The sequence below is a fragment of the Hymenobacter daeguensis genome (assembly GCF_054780555.1).
Map to the genome: position 1 here is coordinate 88,885 of NZ_BAAGWC010000007.1, position 12,072 is coordinate 100,956.

Sequence of the window (12,072 nt, forward strand, 5' to 3'; positions counted from 1 at the left end):
GGGTCAGACATAAAAGGAGTAGCAACCGGATGATAGTGTCTTGCAATATATTATAAAAGAATGTTTTATTTTATTTATAACAAGGTTCTGTCGTAGATTAGCTTTGTAACCATTGCCTTCCTCCACTCTTATTGTTTCACCGCTGGGCTGATTTTGCCCGCCTGAGCCCGTTCTGGGTGGGCGGTCCGGCGGCATGCGCGCTTGCTGAAACAATATTTTTTCTGCTACCCCGTGGCCAATCTACCCCGTCTCGCCCCCGCTTTGCGAGGTTTTCTTGTGTGCCTGTGGGGTGCGGCCATTGGGCTGGGCTGCCGGCCGGCACCCGCGCCCATGGGCACCGACGTGGTGCCGCTTCAGCCGGAAGCGGGCGTGGTGCCGGTGCGGCTGGCGCACACCGCCACGGGCTACCAGCTGCTGCGCAATGGCAAGCCCTATTTCATAAAAGGCGCCAGCGGGGTGCAGCGCTTCGACCTGATTCGGCAATGTGGCGGCAATTCGGTTCGCATCTATTCCCCCAACTATGCCGATGTGCTGCTGGACGATGCGCAGCGCCAGGGCCTCACCGTCATGTTTGGCCTGTGGATGCGCCCGCCCTATGAAAAGTTCGACTACTACGACCCCCAGGCGGTGAGGGCCCAGCAGGAGGAGATATGTCGGCAGGTGATGCGCTACAAAAACCACCCGGCCCTGCTTATGTGGAACCTTGGCAATGAGCTGGATAACAACAACGGCGACTTCAAGGTGTATCAGGTGGTGAACGAAACCGTGCGCATGATTCACCAGCTCGACCCCAACCACCCGGTGACCACGGCCGTCACCGATGGCATTTACGCCATCCCGGCCATTGCCAACCTGTGCCCCGACCTGGACGTCCTCACCGTCAACGTGTTCGATAAGCTGGCCATTGAGCCGGCCCGCCTGGCAAAAGCCGGCTGGTCGCGGGCCTTTGTCATTGGCGAGTTTGGCGTGCGGGGCTGGTGGGAGTCGCCGCTCACCAGCTGGAATGCGCCCATCGAGCCAACCAATGCCGAAAAAGTGGCCACCATTGAGCGCGGCTACCGGGCGGCCATCGTGGGCGCCCCGGAGCGCTGCCTGGGCGGCTACGTGCTGTATTGGGGCAACCGCTTTGAGCAAACGGCCATGTGGTTGAGCCTGCTATCGCCGGCGGGGGAAAAAACGCCCCAGCTCGATATGATGCACTACCTCTGGACCAATCAGCGCTTTCCCAACCTGGCTCCGCAGGTGGGCACTGTCCGACTGGCCGGCCGGCAGCCGCTCGATGACGTGGCGCTGCTGCCCGATACCGACTACCCGGCCACCGTTAGCGCGACCGACGCCGAGGGCGACACGCTCCGGGTGCAATGGGCCGTGACGCGCGATGCCGATGAGCTGCACACGCTGCCCCAGAACCGCACCGCGCCCGAAACCATCCCCGGCGCCATTCGCCGCGCCACCGGCCTGCGCGCCGTGGTGCACACCCCCCGCGAGCGCGGGGCCTACCGCCTGCTGGTGAGCGTGCGCGACGGCCACGGCAGCCTGGGCACCGACAGCTTTCCCTTCTTCGTGGGCAAGCCCGACCATCCGGAGCTGGGCATTCATGCGCGCTAAAGCGGCTCGGGGCGCGTGGCCGAATGCCTGCGCTGAAGCTCCGCGTAAACAAGGTTGGGGTGTTGCTGTACGCGGCAGCGGAAGTGGCTAGCAAGCACATTAGCCGAAAAATCCAGCCCCGACTACTCCGGTACCGGCATCCGCAGTTTCGGGGCTGCCCATGGCTGCGCCACAGCTGCAAGTAGAATGCGGGAAACAACGGTCCACGTTGCCCTGCCGCCGGCAATGGAAGCCAGATAGCCGGACCGCCGAATGACCTTAATAATTGCTGGTAAGCTCGTAGTGTCAGCAACAGTCATTCCGCGCTGATGCGGCGCATCAGCGTCGTCACGCATTGCCACACTTTCGCGGGTTAGAATAATTTTCATCGCGCTTTGGCCATCGGTTTATCAAAAAATCTGTAGTGCCACTATGGCAGCCATTGCCGCTTTGGCCCACTCCTTGCGCCCGCCACCTGACTAACCGGCTAACCCCGTGAAAAACCCCTTCCGACGAATATTTCCGCAAATGGCTAACGAAACTAACCTGCCGCAGGACGACAACCTGACTGCTGACCCCAACCACGTAGCTGGCGAAATGGCCGATGCCGACGGCGAAACCACCGACCCGGACATGACCGCCACCGGCGCGCCCCAGCCCGAAGCCTCGCGCACCGATGCCGAGCTGGCCGACCTCAAGGACAAGTACCTGCGCCTGGCCGCCGAGTTTGAGAACTACAAGCGCCGCACCACCAAGGAGCGCATCGAGCTGTTTAAAACCGCCAACCAGGAGCTGATGACGGCCCTGCTGCCCGTGCTCGACGACTTCGAGCGCGCCCGCAACGCCACTGCCAGCACCACCGATGCCAACGCCGTGCGCGAAAGCATCGACATTATTCAGAACAAGCTGAACAAAACCCTGCAGCAAAAGGGTTTGACCGCCATGGATGCCAAGGGCGGCGACTTCGATGCCGAGCTGCACGAGGCCATCACCCAGATACCGGTGCCCAGCGACGACCTGAAAGGGAAAATCGTGGACGTGGTGGAGCAGGGCTACTATTTGGGCGATAAAGTCATTCGCCACGCCAAAGTGGTGCTGGGGCAGTAATTTTAGGGGTTGAATTGAGGTTGAAAAAATAAAATAGCTGTCATCCTGAGCGCAGCGAAGGACCTTATCACGATGGAACGATACGCAGTAATTACTGCGGCTGACATGATAAGGTCCTTCGCTGCGCTCAGGATGACAGACGATTGACAGACGGATTCATAAAGCAGAAGATGGCCAGCATTAAGCGCGATTATTACGAGGTATTAGGCATTGCCAAGAATGCGGAAGGCGACGTTATCAAGTCGGCTTACCGCAAGATGGCCATTAAGTACCATCCCGATAAAAACCCCGACGACCCCACGGCCGAAGACAAATTCAAGGAAGCGGCCGAGGCCTACGAGGTGCTCAGCAACGCCGATAAGCGGGCGCGCTACGACCGGTACGGCCACCAGGGCATGGGCGGCAACGGCGGCGGCTCGCCCAATATGGAGGACATCTTCTCGCAGTTCGGCGATATTTTCGGCGGGGGCGGCGGTTTTGAGGGCTTCTTCGGGGGCGGGCGCCAGGGCGGTCGGCGCCAGAAGAAGGGCTCGAACCTGCGCATCAAGCTGAAGCTCGATTTAGAGGAAATCGCCAACGGCGTGGAGAAGAAAATTAAGGTGAAGCGCTACGTGGCCTGCCAGCCGTGCAGCGGCACCGGCGCCAAAAATGGCACCGACCTCAAAACCTGCCCCACCTGCCAGGGCCAGGGCCAGACCAAGCGCGTGGTGAACACCATGCTGGGCCAGATGGTGAGCTCCAGCACCTGCCCCACCTGCAACGGCGAAGGCAAAACCATCGTGACGACCTGCGACGTGTGCAAGGGCGAAGGCCGCCAGCTGCACGAGGAAGTGATTCCCATCAACATTCCGGCCGGCGTGGCCAACGACATGCAGCTGAGCATGAACGGCAAGGGCAACTTCCCCGAGCGCGGCGGCGTGCCCGGCGACCTGCTCATCCAGATTGAGGAGGAGCCGCACGAGTTCCTGAAGCGCGACGGCAACAACATCATGTTCGAGCAGTACATCTCGTTTGTGGATGCGGCCCTGGGCGCCAGCCTGGAGGTGCCCACCATCGAGGGCAAGGTGAAAATCAAGGTGGACCCCGGCACCCAGCCGGGCAAAATCCTGCGCCTGCGTGGCAAGGGCATCAAGGACCTGAACGGCTACGGCCGCGGCGACCAGCTCATCCACCTCAACGTGTGGACGCCCAAAAACGTGAGCAGCTCGGAGCGCGAGCTGCTGGAGAAGCTGCGCGACTCGGACAACTTCACGCCCCACCCCGGCAAGAACGAGAAGGGCTTCTTCGAGAAAGTGAAGGAGTATTTCGCGTAACCTTGTAGCACCTGCTTTAGCTTGTGCCCGTCGAACGACGCACAAGCTAAAGCAGGTGCTACAAAGCAACTTTCTCTCAGAGAATTCTGTATATTTGACCAACAAAAAATGAGGGGCCGGGCACTCGGCCCAACCCCTCACTAACTACCGAAGCAACTGCGTGAGCAGGAACAGGCCAATGGCCTTTCCCACTCCGCTCGCCACTCCCAGCAAAACAGCTTTTCCAACCGTTTGCAGTAGTTTTCTCACGCGGTCCCTATTCATGTTCCAGAAGAAGTAAAGGGTTCCACTAAAACCCCCACACTTCTGAAGCCCCGGTCTGTTACAGCAGCCGGGGCTTCCTCTTTTCAGAGGACCCGGTTCGGCTGGGGGACATACCTAACGCGCTTAGGTCAAAGATACAGAATGGCCTAGGTGGCAGATAGTAATTGCTAATGTTTTTGGATGAGAAAAAAGACCGTCAACTTTTTTTGACAGTCGTGTAATGCCCGGCCGCGGCCGCCGATTCACCTCCCGAAACACTCTTACCCGCATGGCCTCCGCCACTCCGTCTGCTGATTTTCTGGCCGCGCTGCACGAGTACCAGCCGCTGCTGCGCCGCGTGGCCCGGCTGTATTGCCAAGATGCCGACGACCGCCAGGACTTGTTTCAGGAAATGGTGCTGCAGCTGTGGCGGGCGTGGCCGCGCTACGTGCCCCAGCCCAACGCCAAGCTCAGCACCTGGCTCTACCGCATTGCCCTGAACGTGGCCATCTCGAACCTGCGCCAGCGCACCCGCCGCCCCGCCCCGGTGGGGCTCGATGCCGAGGCGCTGGCCGTGGCCCAGGCCCCCGAAACCGGCTACGATGCCGACGACCGCGCCCAGCTCTATCGGGCTATCGGCCGGCTGTCGGACGTGGACAAGGCCTTTATTCTGCTCTACCTCGAAGACCGGCCTTATGAAGAGATGGCCGAGATTCTCGGCATCACCCAAAACAATGTGCGCGTGAAAATGCACCGCGTGCAGGAAAAACTCCGCGCCCTTTTAGTCCCCGCCGCCTGATGGAACTCGATGACCTTCGCCGCCAGTGGCAGCAGCCCGAACCCGCCGCGCCGCCGCTCGACCAAGCGGCGCTCAGCCACTTGCTGGCCCAACGCTCCGACGGGCTGGTGGAAAAGATGCGCCGCAACGCCCGCTGGGAAACCGCTTATGTGGCGCTCATTGCCGTGGCCATGCCGCTGCTAATTGGCTTTGCCGACAATTTCCTGGAGCGGGCGGAGGTGGTGAGCCTGTTTCTGCTGGCGCTGGTGATGCTGGGCTATTACTACCGCAAGCTGAAGATGCTGCGCCAGATGACCCAGCCCGACGGCCATGTGCTGGGCAACCTGCGGCGGCTGTGCGCCGGCCTGCGCAGCATGCTCCGCTTCAACTACCGGCTGACGCTGGGCACGGCCCCGGCCGCGCTGCTGCTGGTGTACGAATACGTGGTGGGCAAGGAGCTGAGCCGGCCCGGCGGCGTGCGCACCGCCCTGCTGCTGGGCCTGGGCGCGGCCCTGCTGGCGGTGGGCCTGCTGCTGCAATGGGCCGTGGTGCGGGCCGCCCGCTGGTACCTGCAGCGCCTCTACGGCCAGCACCTCGACCGCCTCGAAGCCAGCCTGCGCGAGCTGGACGAGCCCGAGCCGGTGGCCGCCCGCTAGGTCTTCGGCTCCCATTCATCGGCCTTATTCACCGTTTGGGGGCCGCTTTCGGCCGCTTGCTGCCTGCGGGGTTGTGCCCGGCGCGCAGAGGCGGCTACATTTGCTTTCACCCGGCTATTCTCACCTTTTTTCTCGCCATGCAACCAACTACTTCCCGGCCCATTCTCGAAGCCATCGACGTGCGGAAGGCCTACGCCAACCACGTCGCGCTGTCCGGCGTGAGCCTTGCCATTCCCGAAGGCAGCATCTTCGGCCTGCTGGGCCCCAACGGCGCGGGCAAAACCTCGTTCATCCGCATCATCACCCAGATTACGGGGGCCGACGAGGGCGAAATCCGCTTCCGGGGCGAGCGGCTCAACCCGAGCCACATTGCCCAAATCGGCTACCTGCCCGAGGAGCGCGGGCTCTACAAAAAGATGAAAGTGGGCGAGCAGCTGCTCTACCTGGCCCAGCTGCGCGGCCTGAGCCGGGCCGAGGCCACGGCGCGCATCAAGCACTGGCTGAATCGTTTCGAGATAAAGGAATGGGCCGGCAAAAACGTGGAAGACCTCAGTAAGGGCATGCAGCAGAAGGTGCAGTTCATTGCCACGGTGCTGCACGAGCCCAAGCTCATTATTCTGGACGAGCCCTTCTCGGGCTTCGACCCGATTAACGCCAACCTCATCAAAGACGAGATTCTGGAGCTGCGCAAGCAGGGCGCCACCATCATTTTCTCGACGCACCGCATGGAATCGGTGGAGGAGATGTGCGACAACATTGCCCTCATCAACCGCTCGCGCAAGGTGCTGGACGGGCCCATTGAGCTGATTCGGAACCAGTTCAAGACCAATACCTACGAGGTGGAGGGCGTGGGCAAGCCCATCGTCACACATCCCGACTTTGAAGTGGTGGAGCAGAAGGCCCGCGAAAACGGCCATTTCTACCTCCGGGTGCAGCTGCACGAAGGCGTGCGCCCCAACGAGCTGCTGCGCTACCTCATCAACTCGCCCGCTATCGAGATAGAGGCCTTCCGCGAGAAAATCCCGAGCATCAACGAGATTTTCATCCGGCGTGTGCGCGAAACCATGCCCGAAACGCTGGTGGAAGAGCCGGCCTAATCACGCCTGTCCGGCCGACGGAGGAAGCACCTTATCACGGCTGCCCGCGTCGGCAATTTCAATTCCAGCAGTGCGGGCGTGATAAGGTCCTTCGCTGCGCTCAGGACGACAAAAACAACCATCATGGCTTCTAAATTTTTACTCGTTGCCCAGCGCGAATACCTCACCCGGGTGCGCAAAAAGGCCTTTATTGTGCTCACGCTGGCTGTGCCACTGCTGCTGGCCGGCTTCGGCTTCGTCATTGCCAAAATGGCCAGCTCCGACAACGACACCACCGACGTGGTGGAAGTGCGCGACGACTCCGGCCTCAACATTGCCGGCCGCCTCGTGAGCACCCCGCAGCTGCGCTTTGTGCCCGCCACCGGCACCCTGGCCGAGGCCAAAAAAGGCTTCCAGAAAGCTAAGCACGACGGCCTGCTGGTGCTCCCCGCCGGCCTCGACGTGGAGAAGCCCGCCGGCGTGCAGTTCTTCGGCAAAGGCAACATCAGCCTCAAGAAGCAGCTGGCCGTGGAAACGGCCCTCAACAAAGCCTTCTCGGAGCTGAAAATGCAGAAGTCGGGCCTCTCGCAGGAGCAGCTCGACCGGCTGCGCTCGAAGGTCGATTTGCAGGCCATCAGCTTGGACGAAACGGGCAAGGAAGCCGACAGCAACGCCCTGGCCACCTCGGGCACGGCCTACGTGCTGGCGCTGGCCATCTACATGTTCATTTTCATCTACGGCGTGCAGATTATGCGCGGGGTGGGGGAGGAGAAGTCGAGCCGCATCATGGAAGTCATGCTCTCCTCGGTGAAGCCGTTTGACTTGATGATGGGCAAAATCGTGGGCATCGCGGCGGTGGGCCTTACGCAGTTTTTGCTATGGGGCGTGCTCTCGTTCGGGGTATCGTCGGTGGTGTTGCCGCTGCTGATGGGCAACGAAAAGCCCAAAACGGAGATGGCTGCTGCGCCCACAGCCCCTGGCGCTGCCAAAGCTTCGGCCGATGATGAGCCACGCTCGGCTGCCGCCGCCTTCGATAAAGGAATGGATGCGCAGAAGCAGCAGTCCGTGATGACCGGGCGTTTCAAGGCGTTCGAAGTATTGGCAAACCTGCCCATCGGCACCATCCTGTTCGGCTTCATCATCTACTTCCTGGGCGGCTACCTGCTCTACGGGGCCCTGTTCGGGGCCGTGGGCGCGGCCGTGGACGACCAGACCGACACCCAACAGTTCATGTTTCCCATCACGATGCCGCTTATTCTGAGCTACATCGTGGGCGTGTCCGTCATCCTGCGCAACCCCGACGGGCCGGTGGCCTTCTGGATGTCGATGATTCCCTTCACCTCGCCCATTGCCATGGTTATCCGGTTGCCATTTGGCGTGCCCATGTGGCAGCTGGCGCTGTCCATCGTGCTGCTCATTCTCGGCTTTGTCGGCACGGTGTGGGTGGCGGCGCGCATCTACCGCGTGGGCATTCTGATGTACGGCAAGAAGGTGACCTACAAGGAGCTGGGCAAGTGGATGTTTTATAAGGGGTAAGTTCGGTATCTCGCTTGACGACCTTTGAACGTCATGCTGAGCTTGTCGAAGCATCTCTACTGCTGTGGTATTCCAATCGAAAGGATTTACTACAGCAATAGAGATGCATCGACAAGCCCGGCATGACGTTCTTTGTTAATAATAGCCTCCGCCCGATTCTATGCGTTTCCTTCGCCTCACCAGTTGCCTGCTGCTGCTCATTGGCCTCGCCAGCTTCACCCTGCGCGGCGACCGGCCGGCCTACCGGCTCTTCACCGCCGCCGGCCCGCCCGCCGATTTCGACCAGATGATGCAGGACCTGGCCCAGGCCGATGTCGTGCTGTTTGGCGAGCAGCACAACGATGCCCTCGCGCACTGGCTGGAGCTGCAGGTGGCCAAGGACCTGGTGAAGCTGAAGAAGCCCGGCCAGCTGGTCATCGGCCTGGAGATGTTTGAGCGCGACGTGCAGCCGCTGGTGGCTGCGTATTCCACCGGCGAGCTGGCCGATACCGCCTTCGAGCGCCAGGCCCGCCCGTGGCCCAACTACGCCACCGACTACCGCCCGCTGCTGCGCTTCGCCCGCGAAAACCACCTGCCCGTCGTCGGCACCAACGCCCCGCGCCCCTTCGCCAAAGCCGTGGCCCAGCGCAGCCTCACCGCCCTCGACAAGCTGCCCGCCGCCGACCGCGCCCTGCTGGCCCCGCTGCCGCTGAAGGTGGACTACGACCTGCCCGGCTACAAAAACATGGCCGCCATGTTCGGCGGCGGTAGCCAGGCCCACGGCGGCGGCGCCCAGAACATCATCCAGGCCCAGGCGCTGAAGGATGCCACCATGGCCCACTTCATCATGGCCAGCCGCCAGCCCGGCCAGACCCTGCTGCACGTCAACGGCAGCTACCACTCCGACCACCACGACGGCATTGTGGCCTGGCTGCGTCAGTACGCGCCCAAGCTGCGCGTGAAAACCCTCAGCGTGGTAACGCAAGCGCAGCTCCAGACGCTGGAGAAGGAAAATGTGGATATGGCCGACTATGTGGTGGTGGTGCCGGAAGATGGGGCCAAGACGTATTGAGTGAAACCGGCCCGGCCTGTTAGCAGGGCGGGTGCCTGCCAACGGACACTTCGCTAAATTGCGCCGTTGACCTTTGTTGCTATTTTTTTAGACTTACCACATGCCCGACACCGACCCGCAAAAACGTGCCCTGTTCCAGCAGGTAGCCGAGACGCTGAAGCAGCAGGGTTTCACCATCGCCAAAGAAGACCCGACGCGGCCCTGGGGCGGCTTTTTCGTGATTGACGAAGACCAGGCCCAGCAATTTGCCAACGTCTATTTCGACGGTTTATCGGTTGATAACCTGCGGATTTCGGGCAAGCTTAGCCCCAAGGTATTGCTGGTGGCGCCGCACCAGCGCCTGAGCTGGCAGTACCACCACCGCCGGGCCGAAATCTGGCAGGTGGTGCAGGGCCCCGTGGGTGTGGCCATCAGCGACACCGACGAGCAGGGCGAAGTGAAAAGCTACCAGGTGGGCGAGCGCATCATCCTCAGGCAGGGCGAGCGCCACCGCCTGGTGGGCCTGAAAGACTGGGGCGTGCTGGCCGAAATCTGGCAGCACACCGATGCCGACAATCCGTCGGACGAGGACGACATCGTGCGCGTGCAGGACGACTTCGGGCGGTAGGACGAATCCTCCGAAACGTCCTGCTGAGCTTGTCGAAGCAGGACGTTCTTTACTTTTTCCCTTATTCAAGCCATGAACCCTTCTGATGCTACCACGGCCAGTGCCTTCGACAAAGCCCGCACCGGCCTGTGGGCGAGCCTGCAAAAGCACCTGGCCACCGTGTACGAGGCCGAAACGGCGTATGCCCAGGCCACGGCCTTTGCCGAGGGGTTTCCGTTTGCGGTGTCTTCGGCCAGCGAAGAGCAGCTGGCCACGTACTGGCTGCGCCGCCGCACGCTGCGCGATTTATTCACCGACGAAACCAGCCAGCTCGATACGCTGAACAAAGCCATCCGGACCAAGGGCTACGCCGAGGCGGAGAAAAAGCAGCTCTACCTGCTGCTGCTCGGCTACATGGACATTGCCGCCACCATCTTCGAGCGCCTGCACACGGAGGTGCCCAGGCCTTTGGCCAAAGACGAAGAGCTGGACGAAACCACCGCCCGCTTCGACCGGGTGCGCAAGTTTGCCCGGCTCAATGTGAAAGGCATTAGCGGGCTGCTGGCCCTGCCAGCGCACTAGCCGGCGGCTACTCCGGCTTCGCTTTTTTCAGGGCTTCGGCCAGCGACTGCTGCAGCTTGGCGCCCGAGTCGGCCGGGGCCTCTTCCCTGATGCCGTACTGCTTTTGCAGCCGCTCCCATTCCGCCAGCGGAATAAAAACGCCGGTGATTTTGCCTTTGTCGTCCGACAGGTATTTGATGTCCATGATGTAAAGAAAAAAGGGCAGTAGCACGGTGTAGAGACGCATATTTGCGTCTCGTCGTTGAACGGATACCGATGAACGGCTCGGACGACGAGACGCAAATATGCGTCTCTACACCGTACCGGCGCATTCGAACAGCCGCTAAGCAAAAAGCCCCGACTACTCAGCCGGGGCTCTTTTAGCAGAATCAGTGCCTTATTAGGCCGAGAACGACGAGCCGCAGCCGCAGGTGCTTTTGGCCTGGGGGTTGTTGAAGACGAAGCCGCGGGCGTTGAGGCCGTCCTGGAAATCAACCTCCATGCCCAGCACGTACATGGCGTGCTTCTTGTCCATGATGAGCTTCAGGCCGTCGAGGTCGTAGGTTTCGTCGGCATCCTTGGCCTTGTCGAAGCCCAGCAGGTAGCTCATGCCCGAGCAGCCGCCGCCCTGCACGCCAATGCGCAGGCCGTAATCGTCGGGGACGTTTTTCTCGATGATGATGTTTTTCACCTCCTGCACAGCGCGGTCGGTGAGGCTTATGGGGGCGAGGGTGGCAACGGAAGCCATAGTGAAAGTTGATTTAAAAAGAGATAATAACAAAGATACTGCCGCCGCCGATGTGGGCGTTACGACGGCCGCTGCAAGGAAACAGGAGTTGGGGCCCGGCGGTTCACGGCGTAAGTTTGCGCCGGGTGCGGCAAGCCTCAGCTTGCCCGCCCAAACCTGTTTCTCGCAACCAATGGCAAGCTAAAGCTTCCCTCCCAATGGACTCGACTACCTATTTCTTCGACCTGCTCAAAATTATTCTGCCGGCCCTCATCGTGGCCGGGGCCATTTACTTCCTGTTTAAAGAGTTTCTGGAGCGTGAGCAGCAGCGCCGCCTCATCGAGCTGCGCCTCGAGAGCAACAAAACCACGCTGCCGCTGCGCCTGCAGGCCTACGAGCGGGTGGTGCTGTTTCTGGAGCGCATCTCGCCCAATAATATTCTGGTGCGCCTGAGCAGCGCCGGCTCCACCGCGCCGGAGTTTCACCGCCTACTGCAACAGGAAATCCGGGCCGAATACGAGCATAACCTCTCGCAGCAGCTCTACATCTCGGCCGATGCCTGGACGCTGGTAAAAGAGTCCAAAGAAAACGTGCTTACGATGGTAAACCGCGCCTACCACGGCCTCGGCAACCCTGCCCAGGCGCGCGGCACCGAGCTCGCCAAGCGCATTCTGGAAGGCCTGATGTTGGACGGCGCCGAGCCCACCGCCCAGGCCCTGGCCGTGGTGAAGAACGAGGCCATCGGGCTGTTTTAACGTGCCAATGAGAGCGTCGAGCGCATTGTTGGTACTGGCAAGCGGGCTATGTACGTTGCCAGCCGCTGCCGAAGCCGGTAAAGGGCTCTCGCGCAT

Annotated in this window: 13 protein-coding genes; 11 read left to right on the plus strand and 2 right to left on the minus strand. The window is 61.2% G+C overall.

The window, feature by feature from the left end:
* The first annotated feature begins 261 nt into the window (after positions 1–261).
* The 10 genes from ACYVHT_RS10260 to ACYVHT_RS10305 all read left to right on the plus strand — a co-directional run bounded on the left by ACYVHT_RS10260 (position 262) and on the right by ACYVHT_RS10305 (position 10,515).
* Entirely contained in the window at positions 262–1,608 is a 1,347-nt protein-coding gene (locus ACYVHT_RS10260; RefSeq protein ID WP_460550759.1) for a glycoside hydrolase family 2 TIM barrel-domain containing protein, read from the plus strand.
* A gap of 507 nt (positions 1,609–2,115) precedes the next feature.
* On the plus strand, positions 2,116–2,694 hold the full coding sequence (locus ACYVHT_RS10265) for a nucleotide exchange factor GrpE (RefSeq protein WP_460550762.1): 579 nt from the start codon (positions 2,116–2,118) through the stop codon (positions 2,692–2,694).
* 170 nt (positions 2,695–2,864) lie between these two features.
* Positions 2,865–4,007, plus strand: coding sequence for a molecular chaperone DnaJ (dnaJ, locus tag ACYVHT_RS10270; RefSeq protein ID WP_460550765.1), 1,143 nt, complete (start codon positions 2,865–2,867; stop codon positions 4,005–4,007).
* A gap of 532 nt (positions 4,008–4,539) precedes the next feature.
* The gene (locus ACYVHT_RS10275; protein ID WP_460550768.1) at positions 4,540–5,049 is read left to right on the plus strand and encodes an RNA polymerase sigma factor; all 510 of its coding nucleotides are present in this window, start codon (positions 4,540–4,542) and stop codon (positions 5,047–5,049) included.
* Positions 5,049–5,684, plus strand: a complete 636-nt coding sequence (locus tag ACYVHT_RS10280; protein WP_460550771.1) for a hypothetical protein — start codon at positions 5,049–5,051, stop codon at positions 5,682–5,684. Before ACYVHT_RS10275 ends, ACYVHT_RS10280 begins: the two co-directional genes overlap by 1 nt.
* A 137-nt stretch (positions 5,685–5,821) precedes the next feature.
* Positions 5,822–6,781 (plus strand): ABC transporter ATP-binding protein, encoded by a 960-nt coding sequence (locus ACYVHT_RS10285; protein WP_460550774.1) that lies wholly within the window; start codon positions 5,822–5,824, stop codon positions 6,779–6,781.
* A gap of 123 nt (positions 6,782–6,904) precedes the next feature.
* Entirely contained in the window at positions 6,905–8,296 is a 1,392-nt protein-coding gene (locus tag ACYVHT_RS10290; RefSeq protein WP_460550776.1) for an ABC transporter permease, read from the plus strand.
* A gap of 160 nt (positions 8,297–8,456) precedes the next feature.
* Complete coding sequence (locus ACYVHT_RS10295; RefSeq protein WP_460550779.1) at positions 8,457–9,347, plus strand: ChaN family lipoprotein; 891 nt, start codon at positions 8,457–8,459, stop codon at positions 9,345–9,347.
* Positions 9,348–9,447: 100 nt separating this feature from the next.
* The gene (locus tag ACYVHT_RS10300) at positions 9,448–9,954 is read left to right on the plus strand and encodes a cupin domain-containing protein (RefSeq protein ID WP_460550782.1); all 507 of its coding nucleotides are present in this window, start codon (positions 9,448–9,450) and stop codon (positions 9,952–9,954) included.
* A gap of 72 nt (positions 9,955–10,026) precedes the next feature.
* The gene (locus ACYVHT_RS10305; RefSeq protein WP_460550785.1) at positions 10,027–10,515 is read left to right on the plus strand and encodes a hypothetical protein; all 489 of its coding nucleotides are present in this window, start codon (positions 10,027–10,029) and stop codon (positions 10,513–10,515) included.
* 7 nt (positions 10,516–10,522) lie between these two features.
* Here the strand turns inward: ACYVHT_RS10305 and ACYVHT_RS10310 are convergent, their stop codons facing one another.
* Complete coding sequence (locus ACYVHT_RS10310; RefSeq protein ID WP_460550788.1) at positions 10,523–10,699, minus strand: hypothetical protein; 177 nt, start codon at positions 10,697–10,699, stop codon at positions 10,523–10,525.
* 195 nt (positions 10,700–10,894) lie between these two features.
* Positions 10,895–11,242: a HesB/IscA family protein gene (locus ACYVHT_RS10315; RefSeq protein WP_460550791.1), complete on the minus strand. Its 348-nt coding sequence runs from the start codon at positions 11,240–11,242 to the stop codon at positions 10,895–10,897.
* 197 nt (positions 11,243–11,439) lie between these two features.
* Between ACYVHT_RS10315 and ACYVHT_RS10320 the strand changes: the two genes are divergently transcribed.
* A complete protein-coding gene (locus ACYVHT_RS10320; protein WP_460550794.1) occupies positions 11,440–11,976 on the plus strand; it encodes a DUF7935 family protein in 537 nt (178 codons plus the stop codon).
* The last annotated feature ends 96 nt before the right edge of the window (positions 11,977–12,072 follow it).